The organism is Phaeobacter sp. A36a-5a (assembly GCF_037911135.1).
Taxonomy (GTDB): domain Bacteria; phylum Pseudomonadota; class Alphaproteobacteria; order Rhodobacterales; family Rhodobacteraceae; genus Phaeobacter; species Phaeobacter bryozoorum.
Genome location: NZ_JBBLYU010000005.1, coordinates 206,933 through 225,789, shown reverse-complemented (window position 1 = coordinate 225,789; position 18,857 = coordinate 206,933). Strand labels below are relative to the sequence as shown.

General features: G+C 61.4%; 14 protein-coding genes. 8 read left to right on the top strand and 6 right to left on the bottom strand.

Annotation, left to right across the window (positions count from 1 at the left end):
* The first annotated feature begins 579 nt into the window (after positions 1-579).
* Positions 580-1,263 (top strand): DnaA N-terminal domain-containing protein, encoded by a 684-nt coding sequence (locus tag WLQ66_RS18145; RefSeq protein ID WP_340547741.1) that lies wholly within the window; start codon positions 580-582, stop codon positions 1,261-1,263.
* 83 nt (positions 1,264-1,346) lie between these two features.
* On the opposite strand, the gene WLQ66_RS18140 is transcribed toward WLQ66_RS18145, so the two are convergent.
* Genes WLQ66_RS18140 through WLQ66_RS18125 form a run of 4 tightly spaced genes read right to left on the bottom strand, consistent with a single transcriptional unit; the run spans position 1,347 to position 4,550 of the window.
* A complete protein-coding gene (locus WLQ66_RS18140; protein ID WP_340547740.1) occupies positions 1,347-2,123 on the bottom strand; it encodes an ABC transporter permease in 777 nt (258 codons plus the stop codon).
* Complete coding sequence (locus WLQ66_RS18135) at positions 2,120-2,872, bottom strand: ABC transporter permease (protein ID WP_340547739.1); 753 nt, start codon at positions 2,870-2,872, stop codon at positions 2,120-2,122. The genes WLQ66_RS18140 and WLQ66_RS18135 overlap by 4 nt, the downstream gene beginning before the upstream one ends.
* Before the next feature lie 9 nt (positions 2,873-2,881).
* On the bottom strand, positions 2,882-3,661 hold the full coding sequence (locus tag WLQ66_RS18130; protein ID WP_340547738.1) for a transporter substrate-binding domain-containing protein: 780 nt from the start codon (positions 3,659-3,661) through the stop codon (positions 2,882-2,884).
* A 43-nt stretch (positions 3,662-3,704) separates the two neighbouring features.
* Positions 3,705-4,550, bottom strand: coding sequence for an ABC transporter ATP-binding protein (locus tag WLQ66_RS18125; RefSeq protein ID WP_340547737.1), 846 nt, complete (start codon positions 4,548-4,550; stop codon positions 3,705-3,707).
* A 104-nt stretch (positions 4,551-4,654) separates the two neighbouring features.
* Between WLQ66_RS18125 and WLQ66_RS18120 the strand changes: the two genes are divergently transcribed.
* The 5 genes from WLQ66_RS18120 to tviB all read left to right on the top strand — a co-directional run bounded on the left by WLQ66_RS18120 (position 4,655) and on the right by tviB (position 10,318).
* On the top strand, positions 4,655-5,302 hold the full coding sequence (locus WLQ66_RS18120; RefSeq protein WP_340547736.1) for a TetR/AcrR family transcriptional regulator: 648 nt from the start codon (positions 4,655-4,657) through the stop codon (positions 5,300-5,302).
* The gene (locus WLQ66_RS18115) at positions 5,299-6,486 is read left to right on the top strand and encodes a pyridoxal phosphate-dependent aminotransferase (RefSeq protein ID WP_340547735.1); all 1,188 of its coding nucleotides are present in this window, start codon (positions 5,299-5,301) and stop codon (positions 6,484-6,486) included. The genes WLQ66_RS18120 and WLQ66_RS18115 overlap by 4 nt, the downstream gene beginning before the upstream one ends.
* Positions 6,483-8,138 (top strand): 5-guanidino-2-oxopentanoate decarboxylase, encoded by a 1,656-nt coding sequence (locus WLQ66_RS18110; protein WP_340547734.1) that lies wholly within the window; start codon positions 6,483-6,485, stop codon positions 8,136-8,138. The genes WLQ66_RS18115 and WLQ66_RS18110 overlap by 4 nt, the downstream gene beginning before the upstream one ends.
* 3 nt (positions 8,139-8,141) lie before the next feature.
* On the top strand, positions 8,142-8,924 hold the full coding sequence (locus WLQ66_RS18105; RefSeq protein ID WP_340547733.1) for an arginine deiminase family protein: 783 nt from the start codon (positions 8,142-8,144) through the stop codon (positions 8,922-8,924).
* 122 nt (positions 8,925-9,046) lie between these two features.
* On the top strand, positions 9,047-10,318 hold the full coding sequence (tviB, locus tag WLQ66_RS18100) for a Vi polysaccharide biosynthesis UDP-N-acetylglucosamine C-6 dehydrogenase TviB (RefSeq protein ID WP_340547732.1): 1,272 nt from the start codon (positions 9,047-9,049) through the stop codon (positions 10,316-10,318).
* Positions 10,319-10,343: 25 nt separating this feature from the next.
* Here tviB and WLQ66_RS18095 read toward each other — a convergent pair whose 3' ends face one another.
* Both WLQ66_RS18095 and WLQ66_RS18090 read right to left on the bottom strand, forming a co-directional pair.
* Positions 10,344-11,252, bottom strand: coding sequence for a MurR/RpiR family transcriptional regulator (locus tag WLQ66_RS18095; protein WP_340547731.1), 909 nt, complete (start codon positions 11,250-11,252; stop codon positions 10,344-10,346).
* Between the two features lie 106 nt (positions 11,253-11,358).
* Positions 11,359-15,219 (bottom strand): PEP/pyruvate-binding domain-containing protein, encoded by a 3,861-nt coding sequence (locus tag WLQ66_RS18090; RefSeq protein ID WP_340547746.1) that lies wholly within the window; start codon positions 15,217-15,219, stop codon positions 11,359-11,361.
* 392 nt (positions 15,220-15,611) lie between these two features.
* Between WLQ66_RS18090 and WLQ66_RS18085 the strand changes: the two genes are divergently transcribed.
* Both WLQ66_RS18085 and WLQ66_RS18080 read left to right on the top strand, forming a co-directional pair.
* On the top strand, positions 15,612-16,493 hold the full coding sequence (locus WLQ66_RS18085) for a PhnD/SsuA/transferrin family substrate-binding protein (protein WP_340547730.1): 882 nt from the start codon (positions 15,612-15,614) through the stop codon (positions 16,491-16,493).
* A 20-nt stretch (positions 16,494-16,513) separates the two neighbouring features.
* Positions 16,514-18,796 (top strand): response regulator, encoded by a 2,283-nt coding sequence (locus WLQ66_RS18080; protein ID WP_340547729.1) that lies wholly within the window; start codon positions 16,514-16,516, stop codon positions 18,794-18,796.
* The last annotated feature ends 61 nt before the right edge of the window (positions 18,797-18,857 follow it).

Here is an 18,857-nt window from a genome sequence, read left to right as displayed (position 1 = left end):
CTCTGCTCCTCGATCTCTGTAGTGCGGCCTTATTCACCAAGCGGACGCTTTTTCTACCTAGAAACTCGTTTACGCCGAATTTGCAAAAAACGCAAAACCTATTATCGTAGGAATAAGCGTCCTGTCCCCGTGGGGACGTCGACAGGAATAGGCGGCATTACCCTTTGTTTATCGGGCGATTGCGATTCGGTCGGGCTCCTGCGCCGCTGACGGGTTTTCTGGATACTCGACCCTGATATAGGGGGACGCGCCCAGAGCTGCCCCTGCATATTGGGGGACATTTTTCGATCAATAGGGGACAGCCTACCTGTCACCCAATACCATGAATACCTATTTTTGATTCAAAAATGGAATTGGAACAGCCCCTCGGGCAACAGCGCTCTTGACAGAATCGTATCGCTGGACGCAAATCAGATAAACCAACCAAAGAACGTTGAGTTCGGATCGAAAGGACCCAGAGTTGCGACGCAGCGCAACCCACGGGCCACCCGGTCCGACAATGAACCCAACAGGATCTCGTGGCAAACATGAGACGACAGAGGCAGCCATCCACCATCGGATGGAGACAAGAGGGCAGCCATGCTTGCCAGCAAACCCGTCGGGCGTCAGGCCGCGGCACTGAAATACGATATCCTCACCGCAATGGGGACCTATGCCCTATCTCTGGAGAAGGGGCCGCAGCGACTGGTTCTGCGGTTCATGACGCTGATGACCGCGCGCTACAACTGGCAACGCAATGAGCTGGCAGTCGGCCAGCGCGAGATTGCCCGCATGTGGTCCGTCGACGAACGCACGGTGAAACGCGAGATGGCCAAGCTGCGCGCACTCGGCTGGTTGGTGGTGAAACGGCAGGGCGCGCGGGGGCGGGTAACGGAATACGGTTTTGATCTGGAGCGGATCCTAGACGACACCCGCAGCTGCTGGGCCGCTGTCGGACCAGATTTCGATCACCGGATGCGTGGCAGCGATGAGCCGGAGAAAAACGTGGTGCCGCTGATGACCGGCACAACCGCGCCCGCACCTGATATCAGCGACGGCAGCGAGTGGAGCCTCGCGAAGGCGGTGTTGCACCAGGAGGACCCGGCCATTTACGCTGCCTGGATCCAGGCGCTGACGCGGGAGAGCAGGGCAGGGGGCCGTCTGATCCTACGCGCGCCAAGCCGGTTTCACGGAAATTACGTCACCTCACATCTGCAGGAGCGGCTGCTGGCGGCCTGTTACGATATCGATGGGGATGTGGAGCAGCTGACCATCCTGTCCTAGGTGCCTGTGAACCGGACCGGCAGGCACATGGAAAAGCCCCCAAGGCGGCACCTGGGGGCTCTTTGATCTTGCTGGGCGGGTGATTATTGCCGCTGCGGGATCCGGTCCTCAAACCGTTTGAAGGCGAGGGTGATCAGCCCGGCAATCACCATGTAGACAAGCGCCAGTAGCAGCAGCGGCTCATAGACGATAAACGTGTCAGACCGCACCCGCGAGGAAACCGCGTAGATGTCCAGAACCGTGATCGTGGCCACCAACGGTGTCGCCTTCAGCTGAAGGATGGTTTCGCCCCCAAGCGTTGGCAGGACGTTGCGCACCGCCTGGGGCAGCCAGATCCGGCGGAACATGGTGCCGCGTGGCATACCGTAGGCCTTGGCGGCCTCCAGCTGGCCCTTGGCAACGCCTGAGAAGGCCCCGCGCATCACCTCGCCCTCATAGCCTGCATAAGACAGGGTCAGGGCAAGCACCGCATATGGCCAGGCTTGCCGCAGATAGGGCCACAGCTCGCTGGACCGGATCCACGGGAACTGCGGGAACAGCGATCCCAGCCCATAATAGAGCAGCCATATCTGCAACAGCAGCGGCGTGCCGCGAATGACGGTGCAAAAAACCCGTGCGGGAACCGACAGATACCAGGGGCCAACCGCCTGGGCGAGGCCAAGCGGTACCGCCAGCGCAAATCCGAGGATACTGGTTACCACCAGGATCCAGATCGTCGTCCAGAGCCCTTGGAGCGCGAGCGGCGCATAGGCTGGAATCCAGTCCCAGCGCAGGGAAACCGCGCACCAGACAATCAGGCCTGCGAATAGCGCCATGAGGACAAGCCGGTGAGGCTGCATCAGAGGTTTCAGCACACTCATTGGCGGGTCTCCCGCAGGGAGGGCTGCCCACGTCTGGCCCAACGTTCAATCCAGTTGAAAATCACGCCAGAGCAGAGGGTTACCATCAGGTAAAGCGCCCCAGCCGCGAGGAAGAAGGTGAAATAGGCCCGCGTACTGCTGGCGGCCTGCCGGGTTTCCAAGGTCAGCTCGGCAAAGCCAACGATGGCCAGCAGGGCGGTATCCTTGGTCGCGATCAGCCACAGGTTGGCCAGCCCCGGCGTTGCAAAACTCATCATGGCCGGGATGGTAACCCGGCGCATGGTCATGAAAGCAGGCATGCCATATGACCGGGCGGCCTCAATCTGGCCCGGCGGTACCGCCTTGATGGCGCCGCGCAGGACTTCGGTCGCATAGGCACCCTGCACAATGCCAAGCACCCAGATGCCTGCCACAACGCCGCTGATTTCGACCCGGCCATAGCCGAGGCCGGCGGCCAGCCTGTTGATCAGATCGGTGCCGACATAATAGAGGATCAGGATCAGCACCAGTTCGGGAACGGCGCGGATCACGGTGGTGTAAATGGCGAGCAGATCCCGCAGGATCGGCCCGCCATAGAGTTTTCCATAGGCCCCGAAAAGCCCGATAATCAGCCCCATGCCAAATGCGCCAAAAGCGATCTGAAGCGAATTGGCGAGGCCCCGTAACAGGTTGCCCCCCCATCCCGGCGGCGAGAGCGACAACAGCTGCGCGCTCTCGGCCAGACCAAACAGGTCGAGGAGTCCGGTCACGTTATGTCCTTACTCGGAGTAGATGCTGGTCGTGAAATACTTCGAGGTGATATCGGCATGGGTGCCATCGGCCAGGATAGCGGCGATCCCCTTGTTCAGGGCTGCCAGAACATCGGCGTCGCCTTTGCGCACGCCCGCGCCGACGCCTTTGCCGAGGATCGCCTCGTCATTGGCCACCGCGCCCTTGATCTCACAGCAGCTGCCCGCGTCCGAGCCGACAAAATCGGCCATGGCGATGCTATCGGCCTGGGTGGCGTCGATACGGCCGGCAAACAGATCCTGATTGGCCTCGTCCTGGGTCTGGTAGACGCGCAGTTCGGAATCTTTGAAGTATTCCTGCGCATAGGTCTGGTGAATTGTAGAGGCCTGAATGCCGATCACCTTGCCCGCCAGCGAGTCCGGGGTCGGCTCGATGTCCATGGATTTGTCGGCGACAATCACCGCCGGGGTGTTGTAGTAGGGGTCGGAGAAATCAATTGTTTTCAACCGCTCTTCGGTGATCGACATGGAGGCCATGATGGCGTCGATCTGCTGGCCGGTGAGGGAGGGTATGATGCCATCCCAGGCAACCGGCGTGATCACGCAGTCCAGTTCGGCGGCAGCGCAGACGGCATTGATAATGTCGATTTCCCAGCCCACCCACTGGCCGGATGAATCCAGCGAGGCAAAAGGCGGATAGGGTTCTGCGGCGACACCGATCTTCACCGGTTCGGCCTGGGCAATTGCCCCGCTAGCCGCCAGCAGAGTCGCAGCAAGAGCTGTGCGTTTGAGGTTTGATTTCATGGACATGACTGTCTCCCTGTTTTGTTATTTGTTTGTTCGAATGGCGAAATCATCCGACTGAGCTGAGGAACTGTTTGAGCCGCTCCGACTTTGGATTGCCGAAGACTTCGGCCGGCGGGCCCTGCTCTTCGATGCGGCCCTCAAAGAGATAGACAACATGGTTGGCAACCTCGCGGGCGAACTTCATCTCATGGGTGACCAGCAGCATGGTGCGCCCTTCGGCCGCCAGATCGCGGATGACCGTCAGCACTTCGCCCACCAATTCGGGGTCCAATGCGGATGTCGGCTCGTCAAACAGCATCACGCTGGGATCCACGGCAAGGGCGCGGGCGATGGCGGCGCGCTGCTGCTGGCCGCCGGACAGAAAAGCGGGAAAGGCATCCGCCTTGTCACCAAGCCCGACGCGGGCGAGCAGCTCATGGGCGCGGGTGATGGCCTGCGACCGGGGCACTTTCAGCACATGAACCGGCACTTCGATCACGTTTTCCAGCAGTGTGCGATGGGTCCACAGGTTGAACTGCTGAAAGACCATCGCCAGCCGGGTGCGGATACGTTCGATCTGGCGGCGGTCGGCGGGGCTTCCATCGGGGCGCATGGCGATGGTTTCGCCCGCGATGACGATTTCGCCGGAATTGGGGGTTTCCAGAAAATTGATACAGCGCAGCATAGTGGATTTGCCGGACCCGCTGCCGCCGATAATTGCCACCACATCGCCCTGTCGGGCGGTCAGGGAGACACCCTTCAAGACCTCCAGAGACCCAAAGGATTTGTGCAGGTCGCTCACCCGGATCGCCTCGGTCCGTTCCGCGGCCCGGATGTTCGCGGCACCGGCCTCCGACGCGGGGACTGGGGCTGTTGAATGCGGGGCAGGGCCAGCGGCAGCCGGATCGGGCATTTTCTATTGTCCTCATATTTCGGCTTGTAGTAAGGCTGACTTGGCGTAATTATGCAAGTGTATAATTACTGAATCCCAGCAACCACTCAGCCCTTGGAGAGCCCGTGTCAGGTGAACGCCGGAAGTTTAAGCGTGCGACCGCGGAGGAGCGCAAGGACGCGCTGATTGCCGCAACGCTGGAGCTGGTGGCCGAAAAAGGCGTGCGCGGTGCCACCGTGCGCGACATAGCCGAGCGGGCGAATGTGACCCAGGGGCTGATCCGACACTATTTCTCCTCCAAGGAAGAGCTGATGACCGCGGCCTATGAACACCATATGGTCACCATCAGCGATCTCACCTATGCGCCGATCGCCGGGATCGAAGGCGACGCCCGGTCGCGTTTGGCGGGGTTCGTCGTGTCCTCACTGCGCCCGCCCGTTGTCGAGCCGACCGCCGTGGCGCTTTGGGCGGGGTTTTTGAACAAGGTGCAGCAGGATCCCGACATGCGGCAGATCCACCAGCGCACCTATGATTATTTCCGCGACAAGCTGGGCGAGCTGATCGCCGCCGCACTGGACGAGGCAGGGCGGCCGGTGGATACGGCGCGGCTGCATCATCTTGCGGTGGCCTGCAACGCGGTGATCGACGGGCTATGGATGGAGGGCGGTGCCTTGCCGGAGGCCTTTGACGAGGGGGAATTGCCTGCCATCGGATTGGAATCCGTCAGCGCAATTCTGGGACTGAATTTGCAGCATAAGGCGGAAGAGCCATGAGAATGACCGATGTGACCAAGCGGCTTGCGGGGCTTGGCGGGGCCAAATGGGCTGTGCATCTGACCGCGCGGGAGATGATCGCCGCGGGGGCCGATATCATCGAAATGACGATCGGCGAACCTGACGTGCCACCCCCGGATGTGCTGATGCGTACCGCCAGCACTGCGATGGTGTCTGGCCGGACCGGTTATTCGGACGGTCGTGGTGAAGCCAACCTGCGCCAGGCGCTCGCTGCGCGTTATAGCGCCAGCACGGGGCGGCCTATAGGGCCGGACAACGTCCTGTGTTTTCCCGGCACGCAGACCGCGCTTTATGCGGTGCTGATGGGTGTGGCCCAGCACGGGGACGAGGTTCTGGTCGGCGATCCGATGTATGCCACCTACGAAGGAGTAATCCGGGCAAGCGGTGCCGATATGGTGCCCGTAGCGCTTCGGGCCGAGCATGGTTTTCGGATGCAGGCCGATGATATCGCCGAGAAAATCACGCCGCGCAGTCGCGCTATTCTGCTGACGACACCGCATAATCCGACCGGGTCAATTCTGACTGTTGAGGACCTTGATGCGATTGGACGACTGGCCGAGGCGCATGATCTATGGATCATCTCTGATGAGGTCTACGAACAGCTGGTGTTTGAAGCGGCGGAGTTTGTCTCGCCGCTGGCGCGGGCGGCCTTCTCGGAGCGGGTGATCGTTGTCTCCTCGATTTCCAAATCCCATGCCGCACCCGGATTCCGCAGTGGCTGGTGCATTGCCAGTAAAGCCTTCTGCGACGGCTTGCTGCCGCTGTCGGAAACAATGCTGTTTGGTAACCAGCCCTTCATCGCGGATATGACCGAGCAGGCCGTGCGCGACGGATCACCGGTGGCGGCGGGGATGCGCAGGCGATTTGCCATACGTGCGGCGAAACTGGCAGAGCGGCTGCACCGCGACACGGCATTGCAGGTTCACAGCCCGCAGGCAGGTATGTTTGCGATGATTGACGTCTCGGCCACCGGTATGGATGGCGATGCCTATGCGCAGGATCTGCTCAGACGGGGTGGGGTTGCGGTGATGCCGGGATCCTCTTTTGGTGACAGTCTGCGGAGCTGGGTCCGGGTGGCGTTGACGATTGAGGATGAGGCATTTGACCGCGCGCTGACGCGGATCGTCGATCATGCCAGCCAGCGATCGGCGGAGGTGGCATGAGCAGGCCCGCCCAAGACGCGGCACCGCACACCGTCGGCGAAGCGCTGGTTGAGGCGCTGGCAACACGGGGCGTGCGCCATGTTTTCGGCATTCCCGGTGTGCATACGGTAGAGCTTTACCGTGGGCTGGCGCTCTCGGACCTGCGCCATATCACACCGCGTCACGAGCAGGGGGCCGGGTTCATGGCCGATGGCTATGCGCGGGTTTCCGGCCGACCGGGTGTGGCCTTTGTGATCACCGGACCGGGGCTGACCAATACGCTGACGCCGATGGCGCAGGCGCGGGCGGATTCGGTGCCGATGCTGGTGATATCCGGGGTCAACGCGAGCGGCTCTCTCGGTCAGGGGCTGGGCCATCTGCACGAGCTGCCGGATCAACATGCGCTGGCGCAGCTGGTTGCGCTGAGGTCCGAGCATGTGGCGGCGCCGGAGGGTCTGGCGCGGGCGCTCGATCAGGTTTTTGCACCGGTTGACGGCAGCGCGTTGTCACGCCCGGGTCCGACCCATCTGCAGGTTCCGCTGGATGTTGCAGGGGCGGCGGCGGTCCAAACCGGCCAGTCGTCGGCAACTGATGTGAACAGGGCAGGGCCGTCCGCCGCGGATCTGGCCGCAATCAAGCAGCGCCTGTCGACAGCACAGCGCCCGGTGATCCTGGCAGGCGGAGGCGCGCGGTTCTGCGCCGATCAGTTGCGCCAGCTGGCGCAGCATCTGGGCGCGCCGGTGATCCAGACCGTTAATGCGCGTGGGGTGCTGTTTGATCATCCGCTGTCGGTGCCCGCAAGCCCCAGCCTCGCCTCGGTGCGGGGGCTGATCGAGACGGCGGATTTGGTGTTGGCGCTGGGAACCGAGCTGGGGCCGACCGATTACGATATGTATGCCACCGGAGTGATGCCACAGATGCCGGGGTTGATCCGGGTTGATCTCTGCGCTGAGCAGCTGGCCCGACACCCGGCTGAGCTGGCGATCCATGCGGATGTGGCGGACGTTTTTTCTGCGGTTCTCGCCGATCTGCCGTCAGTTGCCAGCCCCTCCGGCGACTGGGGCCTCACACAGGCGGGTCTGACCCGCGCGGCAGCCTGGGAGGAAATCGGCGAGGGTTACCGCGCGCAGGTCGAGGTGCTGAATGCGCTGCGCGCAGCAGTTCCGGGGGCAATCATCGTTGGCGATTCTGCGCAACCGATCTATGCGGGCAATCTCTACTACGATCATGACCGCCCAGGGGGCTGGTTCAATGCGGCCACCGGCTATGGTGCGCTTGGTTATGGCATTCCGGCCGCGATCGGCGCCGCCGTTGCGGCACCGCAGACGCCGGTTATCTGTATCGTCGGCGATGGTGGCGCGCAGTTTTCCCTGCCCGAGATCATGACAGCCGTGGATGAAGCCTTGCCGATCACGTTCATCGTCTGGAACAACCACGGCTATCAGGAAATTGCCCGGTCAATGCAGGAGGTGGGCGTGGCTGTGGTGGGCTGTGATCCGACACCGCCGGATTTCGCTGCGGCGGCGCGGTCCTTCGGGATCTTGCATCGGGCGGTTTCCGCCGATCCGCAAGAGGTTGCCGCGGCCATCAAAGACCGCGCCGCGCAGGCAGGCCCCAGCATCATTGAGATCATCACGCCCAAATACGTGCCGACACAGGCTACAAAGGACTGAGACATGACAAACCCAACATATGAATTCTCCCGCGCCATCACCCGCCGTCCCGCGTCCAGTATCACCGACGGCCTGCGGGCCGAGGATATAGGCACGCCCGATCTGGACCGGATGCTGGCCGCTCATGCCGATTATGTTGCCGCACTGAAAAGCACGGGCGCCGAGGTGATCGAGCTGCCGCCGCTTGAGGCCTTTCCCGATGCGGTGTTTGTCGAGGACACCGCCCTCTGCCTGCCCAAGGGCGCGGTTCTGATGCGCCCCGGCGCGCCGTCGCGTCTGGGGGAGGTGGCCGAGATGGCACCGACCCTGCGGCAATGCTACAGCGAGCTGCGCGAAATCAACGGTCCCGGCTTTATCGAAGGCGGCGACATTCTTGTGACGGACCGCGAAATCCTTGTCGGTCGTTCAGCGCGGACCGATGCGGTCGGCGTGGCGGAACTGGCAGAGATCGTGTCTGACTGGGGCCACTGCCTGCGCGAGGTTTTCACGCCAGAGGGCGTGCTGCATTTCAAGACCGACTGTTCGCTGATGGATGGTGAGACCATCCTTGCCACCAAACGGCTGGACGCATCGGGCTGTTTTGAAGGCTACCGCGTGCTGCATGTCGCCGAGGGCGAAGAGGCTGCGGCCAATGCCATCCGCTACAACAACCTAGTGATCATGGCGGCAGGTTTCCCGCGCACCGCCGAGATGCTGGATCGCGAAGGCTATGAGGTTGTTCAGATCAGCAATACCGAGTGCGCCAAGCTGGATGGCGGCATGTCCTGCCTGTCGCTGCGCTTCTGAACTGGCCCAAAGAGTGGATCTCTCCCGGTTTCGGGAGGTATCTGGCCAGATGAGGTTGAAACCTGGCGCCGCCGCCCCTTATGAAAGGCAATCGGGCAGACAAAGACCATTGAGGCGGCGGTATGAGCGGGACAGAACGGATTTGCGTGATCGGGCTTGGCTATGTCGGTCTGCCGCTGGCGGTGGAATTTGGCCGATCGCGCCCGGTAGTGGGCTTTGACATCAGCGACGACCGGATTGCGGCGCTGCGCTCAGGGCAGGACAATACCCGCGAGATAAGCGCCGAGGCGCTGGCGGCTGCGTCGCATCTGACATTGACCAGCGACCCGGCAGAGATTGCCGATTGCACGATCTTTATCGTCACCGTTCCAACACCGATCGACAGCAGCCGTCGCCCGGATCTGACGCCATTGCTGCGGGCGTCAGAAACGGTTGGTGGCGTGCTCAAACCCGGCGATCTGGTGATCTATGAATCCACGGTCTATCCCGGCGCCACCGAGGAGGACTGCGTCCCGGTTCTGGAGCGCGTGTCCGGGCTGACATTCAATCGCGATTTCTTTGCAGGCTACAGCCCCGAGCGGATCAATCCCGGCGATAAGACGCGGCGTCTGCCGGATATCGTCAAGGTGACCTCCGGCTCAACGCCTGAAATTGCGGCGCGTGTCGATGCGCTCTACCGTGAGATCGTGACGGCGGGCACCCACCAGGCCGAGAGCATCCGCGTCGCCGAAGCGGCCAAGGTGATCGAGAACAGCCAGCGCGATATCAACATCGCTCTGATCAATGAGCTGGCCAAGATTTTCAACCGCATGGATATTGATACCGAAGCAGTGCTGCGTGCTGCCGGAACCAAGTGGAACTTCCTTAACTTTCGTCCGGGTCTGGTCGGGGGCCATTGTATTGGGGTCGACCCCTATTACCTGACCCACAAGGCAGAGCAGCTGGGCTATCACCCCGAGATCCTGTTGGCAGGGCGGCGGCTGAATGACGGCATGGGAGCCTATGTGGCGAGCCAGATGGTCAAATCCATGCTGAAACGCAAGATGGCCATTGCCGATGCGCGGGTCCTTGTGATGGGGTTGACCTTCAAGGAAAACTGCCCCGATCTGCGCAATACACGGGTTATTGATGTGGTGCGCTGCCTTGAGGAATACGGTCTGATGGTGGATGTGCATGACCCCCATGCCGATCCAGATGAGGCGCGGCAGGAATACGGCGTCAATCTGGTGACAACTCCGCAGCCAGGGGCCTATGACGGTTTGGTTCTGGCGGTGGCCCATCAGGAATTCCGCGATATGGGGGCCGCGCAGATCCGGGCCTTGGGTCGGGACCATGCGCTGCTGTACGATCTGAAGTATGTGCTGACGCCGGACCAGTCCGACCTGCGGCTCTGACCGGCCGATCAGGCTCTGAAGCGGGCTATTTCGGGACCTTTGGCAATTTTCCGCCGCGCCAATAGGCGCCGGTGTCTTCCCGCAGGGTCTCGTAGGTGCGGAACCTGTCCTGCGCCGCCTCTCCTCCGGCATCGACCAGATGGGTCAGCAGACAATCAAGCACTGCCATCGCGCCGCCATAGCCACCAAAAGGATGCAGCGTATTGTCGGCCACCAGCAGCAGGTGGTCGGGCTGCAATCCGGGCGCGATTACCTCGCTATCTGAGATGAGGATCAGCGTCGCGCCTTTGTTGCGGGCCTGTCTCAGCGCCTGCAGCGTCTCCGATGAATATGGCGCGAAGGTCATGGCAATCAGGCAGTCCCCGGCGCCGATATCCATCAGCTCGTCCACGGCGGTGCCCATGTGGCGGGGCACCAGATCAAGCCCCGGCAAGGCCATTCGTCCGACGTAGTGGAAGTAATAGGCCAATGCGTAACTGGCGCGGGTTGCAGTAACATAGCATCGTCGCGCCGAGGTCAGCGCCGCAACGATGGCCGCAGTGTGCCCGGGGGTCATCAGGCGCAGCGAGCGGGCGACGATGTTCACCTCATTGCGGGCGATGCGGCCATGGCGGGTGGTTTCGGGGGCCTGTTCCAGCCGATCGAGCCAGCCAAGGCCCAATCCGCCCTCACGCTCGGTTGTCAGCGCGGCCCGAAAGGGGGCGCGCAACGCCTCGAAACTGTCGAATCCAAGATGTGCGGCCAATCGCACCAGAGAATTCGCGCTGACCCCTGCCTTGGTCGCCGAGACACGGATCGGATCAAGACCAAAGTCGCCGGGGGTGTCGATGATGTATTTCGCCGCCGCCGAGAGGGCGGGTGGCAGGCTGTCGATTTCGGTCTTCAGCTGGTCGAGCAGGCGATGGGTCTGTCGGGGATCAAGATGCGGGTCCATGGCCCCAGTTCAGACCGTTTGCGCGAAAAGATGCAAGATGGAACATATGTTCTTCCCCTGCCTTTGAGACCGGAAGGGTCAGGCAGGGGCAAAAACGGATGGTGGATCAGGCCGAGACCTGTTGCAGATCCGGCGTCTCGCTCGGGGTGATCGAGCCGTCCTCGCCAACCATGATCAGCTCACCATGGGACAGCTGGTCGAGCCCTTTGCAGGCCACCAGCATCAGGATGTTCTTTTCCCGCGCGACAATCGCCATATGGCTAAGCCAGCCGCCCACCTCGCTGAGGACAGCGCCGGAGCGCTGGACATAAGGAAGCCAGGCCGGGTTGATCATGCGACATGCCAGGATGTCGCCGTCCTGAAACCCGTCAAAGACCTCCGGGCCGATGGCGGTTTCGTCTTCAACCCAGAATACGCGGGCCTCCACGGTGCCGCTGCCGGCGACACAGGTGCCGCCCAGATGCCCATCAGCGGACCCTGCCTGCACGCCGAGCGAGAGCAGCTCGCAGTCACGCAGGGTGAGGCTGACATCGGTTGGCGCCGAGGCCTTGCGCAGATCTTCGACGTGTTTGCGGCTGGCGGCGCGGTCTTTCAGCAGCTCAGGTCGGGTCCAGTCGCCGGTCATGATCTCTTCCATGGTCAGGTAGAAGATCAGATCCTCCAGCTCGGTGTCGATCCCCAGGGCCAGCAACGCCCGGCGCAGCTCCGCCAGAACCCGCAGTGCCTCGTGTTTGGCCTGTTCCTTGAGGTCCTGATAGGCGATCGCAAGCTCTAGCGTGTCGCGCAGATCTTCCGGCAGGTTTGCCGGAGTGGCCACGGTGCCGCTGATCGGCTCAACCGAACTGTCGAGCAGGGAGGCCAGCAGGCCGGGTGCTTCGCTATAGCGGGGTGCCGACAGTTCGTAATCAAAGATCGAGCGATGCCCCATTAGCAACTGCGCATGGGTTTCTGCATTGGCACCGATACAGGAGGCCAGCAGGCTGGACGGGGCGTGGGGCAGTTCGGCGTGCATCAGATGGGCGCGCAGGGCCGGATCGCCTGCGGCGGCGGCGCTGGCTTCGCCCATGGTAAAGCCTGCGACAATATTCACCTTCTCCGCCTCGACATAGATGTCGGTGACAAAGAGATCGCGCAGGGTCGCAATTGCCTCGAGCTGTTTCTGGCGGGGCAGGGCGGTGTAGTCCACAGCCTGCCAGAACGCCAGCTGATCGGTGAGCTGGGGCAGCACCTCCTCGCGCATGTGGGTGATCATCGGGCGGGCCTGCCTGCGCAGCTGCTTGGCCTTGGCGGCGGTCAGTTTCAGCGTCATCTGCTCTTTTAGGCCGACATCGACGTAGGTCTTGCCAAAGAGGTTCACCAGATGACCCGCCCGGCCTTCCGGCAGGTTATAGGGGACGCTCAAGGCGCGGCAGGCCAGATCGACGCTGCCGCCCGGCGCCCAGAGGCTGCCCATCAGCGAGAAAGACAGCGGGGTTGGGCGCGGCAGCACTTCGGACATCTCATCCTGTTCCAGCAGCGGCTTATCCGGATCCACCCCGGCGTAATGGTCCAGCAGATCGCGCCATTCCTGAAGCCGGATCCGCTCAGCTTCGGTTCCAAGCGACAGGGTGGTAATGTCGCGGCTTTGCACGATCTGGAACTGGCCGTTTGCATAGGCCCATTCCACATCCTGCGGGCAGCCAAAGGTCTCCTCGATCTGGCGGCCAAGCGCCAGCAGCGGCGCCATGTCCAGCGTCTGGTCCTGATCTTCCGCCGCAGGCAAGCCCGAATAGCGGCCAAAGCGCAAGGACGTCGGGGTGACGCGGCCAGAGACCAGATCCTCGCCGCAGCCTTCGACCCATTCGATCATGCACATGCCGGGGGCCATCGGATCCTGGGTGAAGAGAACGCCGGCGTAGTCTGCCTGCACCATCTCCTGCACTACAATGTTGCCCTGATCGGTGCTGTCGCCCTCGCCCGAATAGCTGGCGGCGCGCTCGGACGAGAAGCTGGTCACAACTTCATCCAAGGCGGCGCGCATGGTCTCCGCGGTGACGTCCAGCACGGATTCGAACACTCCAGCAAAACTCTGGTCAGCGCCATCTTCGTTGCTGGCCGAGGAGCGCACGGCGACCGGCTTGCCGCCAGCCAGCCGATAAACATATGCGGCATATGCGTCTTTTCGGGCGTCGGGCATCTCGCGATAATCGTGAATTGCATCGGAGCGCAAGACTACGCCGCCCGGCACCGGTAGCCCTGCGTTTTTGAGAATGGACAGGCGCAGCGCCTTATTGCCGGCGTGCTCCAGCTCCTCGGTGTAGCCCATTGGGATCACACCGCGCGGCAGTTTGGCGAGGCGGCGCTTGTGGGCGCGCAGCGACAGCGCCTCAGCCAGTTTGCGGTGCATGCCGGTGACATAGGCGCGCTGCATCAGCAAGAGCGTCAGGCTGAAGCAGAGATAGGCATTGGCGGCGCCCGAGAGGCTGAACACCATGGCAAATAGCGCAGGCATGCCCAGCACCATCCACAGGGTTTTCTGGCGCGGGGTCTTGGCCACGGCCCAGAGCAGATAGACGGCGGCGAGCGCGCAGAACAGCACCGGCATGATGAACAGAGGATCGGGCGCTCCGAGATCCGCCATCCACAGGAACGGGGTCTGAAGGCTGACGCTGGCCTCTTGCGCGGCGGAGACGCCCAGCATCATCACCGGCAGGAACAGCAGCGCGGTGAGGTTCTTCATCGGCGTCAGGCCCTTGTCCTTGTAGAACGCCTGCACCGCGCGCGCCTTGCGCACCGGGTCATGGGCCAGTTCTTCCTTCAGCGCCTTCATCTCATCGGCGGTCTCACTGGTGGTGATCTGGTCGCGTTCAGATTTCAACGCCACTGGCAGGATCATGATCCGGGTGATCAGGGAGAGGGCGAGCAGACCCAGCAGGATATGGCTGCGCTCATGCACCCAGAGCAGCGCGGCGGCCAGCGCCGAGATCGCCTTGTCCCAGAGGCCGCTTTGCTGATCGGCAAGCCAGGCCTGCACATGAGGCTTCGGCTTGGGGGCGACAAAATACTCCCATGGCAGGGTGTAGCGGCCACGGAAATCGAACCCCTTCTGCGACAGCTCCAGCCCCAAAACCTGGCTCATGAAACAGCTGCGACGGTCGTAGCAGGCCGCCAGCGTTGGTTTGGTCGGATCAAGTTCACTGATGCGCTGCATCAGATCGGCGGTTGTCATCTTGCGGATCGGAATGTTCACCGCGCCGGGAAGGTGGCCCGCCTCAAAATCCCCGGGGTAGCGGGTATCGACGATCTGCAGGTCCTCGGTGTTCATCAACTCGGTGAAATCCGCAGTGCTGAGCAGCACATCACGACCGGGATATTCCGGAATGGCACGCAGGTCAGAGAGGGATTTCACGTCCTTGTCAGAGAACGCGCGCCCTTCGACAATCCATTTCTCGATTCCGCCGGCGATGAAGCTGCAGTCGATGCCCATCGCCGCCAGCTTGGCGCAGGTTTCCGAGCTGCGGTTGCCGTTATGGCAGAACAGCACGACCTTCTGGCCGGGTTTGACCGGCTGGCTCTCGACGAAGTCCGGAAAACGGATATGGGTCGCGCCGGGCAGGGTGCCCATGGCATTTTCGCCGGTTTCGCGGATGTCGTAGAACAATGTGTTGCCATCCTCCAACGCGGCGGCGGCGTCGGCTGTCGACATCGCAAGCGGATGATCTGACTGGCGCGAAAAACTTGTCTCTTTCAGCGCCGCGTCCTTGATCTTGGTTCCGTCAAACTGCGCCGGCCGCATGAGGGTTGCCTGCAGGCGCGCCTGCTCCGCCACCCGCTGGCTGCTGAACTGCCAGTAATTCATAAGGGCCAGTGTCAGCGCCGCCAGCACCAGACCGGTGATCAATCGGACCGGATAACGTGTTGCCACCGCAGTGCTCTTCGGCTTCAGACCAAGCTTCGCCGCAACCACCGCGCCGAGACCCGACATCATCGCGATCGCCACGGCCAGCACCTGCGACAGGGATGATACCGATCCGATCACCAGTTCCGGTGAGGGAATGGCCCAGGCAGCAGCGGGGGCGAAGCCGGAAAAAAGGGCGGCCGCAAGCAATAGGCGGGGAACGGGTCTGCGGGAAATTATGTGGTTTTTGATCACGGGAGGTCCTGCCGGGCTTCTGCCCGATCTTCAAATTTATGATGAATTTTATAAAAGAGCGCTGAAATCGTTACTGAAACGTTAATATTCATGCCACGCTCTGAGGCGAGCCGTAAAATTATTTATACTATTTCAGGGCCACTTAACCAAATTTTCTCACTATTCAGGGTAAACAGATGCGCGAGACCACCGATCGGGCAGCGCCTGGATTCAGACTGGAGACGATGATGCAAACCGCTTCGAAACATCATAATAAGCCAGCCGGCATGGGCCGCCTGTGGTTGGTATTCTGTGTCTGTCTGATGGCGCTGCTGGCGCCGATGACAGCACGCGCCGAAATAACCCTGACGTTTGGGACCTATGCCGCGGATAAACCGACGGTAACGGTTAAGAAATACCGCCCCTTCCTGACGTTCCTGTCGAACCGTCTGGGCGAGGTGCTGGGCGAAAAAGTTGTCATTCGGATGACAGTTGCCAAGGAATATCAAGAGGGTATCGACCAACTCGCCAATGGCGAGGTGGATTTCGCGCGTTTCGGTCCGGCCTCTTATGTGCATGTGATGAAACAGAACCCCGACATCAGGATCGTTGCCATGGAATCCAAGAAGGGGCGCAAGCGTTTTAAGGGTGTGATCGTCGTGCATCGCGACAGCACCATCACTCACCTGTCGGATCTTGCAGGGCTCAGCTTTGCCTTCGGGGATGAGCTGTCGACGATCGGGCGCTACCTCGCCCAAAGCCAGCTGCTTGAGGCCGGGATCGACAGCGGTGATCTGCATACCTATGAGTACCTCGGCCGCCACGATCTGGTGGGGGAGGCGGTTGGCGCCGGAAAATTCACGGCAGGTGCCCTGAAAGAGAGCACCTACAAGAAACTGATCGCCAAAGGGGTGCCGATTCGGATCTTGGCGAGCTTTGATAATGTGACAAAACCCTGGCTTGCATCCTCGACCCTCTCGGAGGAGGTGCTGCTGGCCATGCGGGAGATCATGCTGTCGTCAGAAAATGAAGAGATCGTGCGCCGAGTGTCCAAAAACGGCTTTCTTCAGGGGGCCGACTCCGACTACGACCTGATCCGCGATGCGATGGAGCAGAGCCAGGCATTTTAGCGTCGTCACCGAGGTCTCCCATGAAACGTACGGGCATACTCTTTCAGATCGTCTTGTCATTGTCGCTGGCTGCCCTGCTGGTGGCGGTGGCGATCGGCGATGTTGCGCGCCGCTACGAGACCCGCAACCTGCAGGACCAATTGAAAGAGCAGGCTGAGCTGACCATCTCGTTGCTGAGCGGGCTGATGCTTGAATCGATCATCGTCGAAGATGTGCCGGTGCTGGAAACCGGATTGACCGAGGCGATTACCCGCAATCCCAAACTCCTGAAGATCCAGATCCAGGATAGCGCGGGTACTCCGATCGCGGAGGCGGGCCGTACGGATCAGGTGGGGCCGGATGACTTTGTGATGTATGACCGCCCGATCACGCTCGACGGGTTCGATTTTGGCAATATGGTTGTTCACTGGTCTACCCGTGAGGGGCAGGCAATGGTTCAGCACAAGGTCAGCCAGACCATCATGTGGACGGTGGTGGCCGTGGCAGTGCTGTCCATTCTGGTGCTGATACTGGTGAGCGTGCTGGCATTGCGCCCATTGCAGATCATTCACCAGCGCATGTCGGATGCGATCGCCGGTTTGTCGAACCGGCAGGCCCGGCTGCCCTGGTTTGCCTCGCGCGAGTTTCGGGCCTTGGATTTCTCTGTCGGTGTGCTTGAGGATACCTTTGAAGAGCGGGACGAGCGTGAGTACGCATTGGATGAGGCGCGGAAATCGGCTGATATCGCCAACCGGGCCAAATCCGAATTCCTGGCCAATATGTCCCATGAAATCCGCACTCCGATGAATGGCGTCATCGGCATGGCGGAACTGATCCTGGAGACGGATCTGGACGAAGACCAGACCATGTATGCCGAGACGATTGCCAAGTCTGGCTCGGCGCTGCTGACGATCATCAACGACATTCTGAATTTTTCGAAGATCGAGGCGGGCAAGATGGAGCTGGACCGCGCGCCCTTTAACTTGCAGACCGCAATTGAGGACGTCGTGACACTGTTGTCGCCCAAAGCCGCGGAGAAGAATGTCGAGGTGACACTTCGCTATGATCCGAACCTGCCGGAATGTTACGACGGCGACGTTGGTCGTATCCGCCAGATCCTGACCAATGTGGCGGGTAACGCGGTGAAGTTCACCGGCAGCGGCTATGTCTATATCGAGGTCTCAGGCGAGTCTGAGGATGGCTACACGGATCTGCGTATTTCGGTCACCGATACCGGCACCGGCATACCGGAGGACCGGCTGGACCTGATTTTCAATGCCTTTGAGCAGGCCGACGGAGCCGCGACCCGCAATTATGAGGGCACCGGACTGGGCCTTGCGATATCCACGCGCTTGCTTGCGCTGATGGGCGGGCGGATCTCTGTACGGTCGGAACTGGGCAAGGGCTCGGTGTTCACCATTGAGCTGCCACTGCGGATCCGGCCCAACCAGCCGAAGCCTGCTCAGGATGAGCGGGATTTCAAGGGGCTGCGGGCACTGGTTGTTGATGATCTGGAACTCAACAGGATTATTCTGACTGAGCGGTTGGCGACCTGGGGGGTGAAAAGCATCGCCGCCGGATCGGCCCATCAGGCGCTGGAGATTCTGCTGGATGCACGTCACGACGGTGTGCGTTTCGACGTCATTCTTCAAGATTTCCAGATGCCCGGGATGGATGGGAAAGAGTTGGCAGAGCGGATCCGAGATATCCCGGAATATCGCGATCTGCCGATCGTTATCCTGTCCTCGGTTGAAAATACGCTGGACCGGGCCGCACGCGAACATCTGGGTCGCTGCGAAGTTGCGCTGAAGCCACTGCGTGCAGCGCAACTCCAGTCGGTTATGAGTCGGGTGCTCGAGATACCCGCCGATGCACCTCAGGACACGGTTCAGCCACCGGTCGCGGATGATATGGAGGCCATACCGCAGGTGAAACTGCTGCTGGCGGAGGACAATCGAACCAACCAGCTCGTCGTATCACGCATGTTGAAGGCGGCTCCCATCGAAGTCTTGATCGCCGCGAATGGTGAGGAGGCGGTGACCATGTTTGCGGAACACCAGCCGGATATCGTGCTGATGGATATGATGATGCCGGTCAAAGACGGGATAGATGCGACGGCTGAAATCCGTCAGCTCGAACGAGAGCAGGGGATGCGCCGCTGTCCGGTCGTCGCGTTGACGGCAAATGCCCTGCAGTCCCACCGCGAGGAATGCCTTGCCGCAGGCATGGATGACTTCCTGAGCAAACCGATCAACAAGAAGGCCCTGCTTGGAGCGGTAAGCAAATGGGTGGAATGCGGCCCGTTGCTGAAGACCGGAACCTGACGCCACCTGATGGCACCGGGCGCCAGCCGACAGAACCGCCGCGATCAGGCAATAACCCCCT

Coding starts and splice junctions, on each gene's coding strand:
- WLQ66_RS18110 (WP_340547734.1), top strand. CDS start 6,483: ATGAGCAGGCCCGCCCAAGACGCGGCACCGCACACCGTCGGCGAAGCG.
- WLQ66_RS18115 (WP_340547735.1), top strand. CDS start 5,299: ATGAGAATGACCGATGTGACCAAGCGGCTTGCGGGGCTTGGCGGGGCC.
- WLQ66_RS18080 (WP_340547729.1), top strand. CDS start 16,514: ATGAAACGTACGGGCATACTCTTTCAGATCGTCTTGTCATTGTCGCTG.
- WLQ66_RS18090 (WP_340547746.1), bottom strand. CDS start 15,219: ATGATGTCGGGTCTCGGCGCGGTGGTTGCGGCGAAGCTTGGTCTGAAG.
- WLQ66_RS18125 (WP_340547737.1), bottom strand. CDS start 4,550: ATGCCCGATCCGGCTGCCGCTGGCCCTGCCCCGCATTCAACAGCCCCA.
- WLQ66_RS18105 (WP_340547733.1), top strand. CDS start 8,142: ATGACAAACCCAACATATGAATTCTCCCGCGCCATCACCCGCCGTCCC.
- WLQ66_RS18085 (WP_340547730.1), top strand. CDS start 15,612: ATGCAAACCGCTTCGAAACATCATAATAAGCCAGCCGGCATGGGCCGC.
- WLQ66_RS18145 (WP_340547741.1), top strand. CDS start 580: ATGCTTGCCAGCAAACCCGTCGGGCGTCAGGCCGCGGCACTGAAATAC.
- WLQ66_RS18095 (WP_340547731.1), bottom strand. CDS start 11,252: ATGGACCCGCATCTTGATCCCCGACAGACCCATCGCCTGCTCGACCAG.
- WLQ66_RS18140 (WP_340547740.1), bottom strand. CDS start 2,123: ATGAGTGTGCTGAAACCTCTGATGCAGCCTCACCGGCTTGTCCTCATG.
- tviB (WP_340547732.1), top strand. CDS start 9,047: ATGAGCGGGACAGAACGGATTTGCGTGATCGGGCTTGGCTATGTCGGT.
- WLQ66_RS18130 (WP_340547738.1), bottom strand. CDS start 3,661: ATGTCCATGAAATCAAACCTCAAACGCACAGCTCTTGCTGCGACTCTG.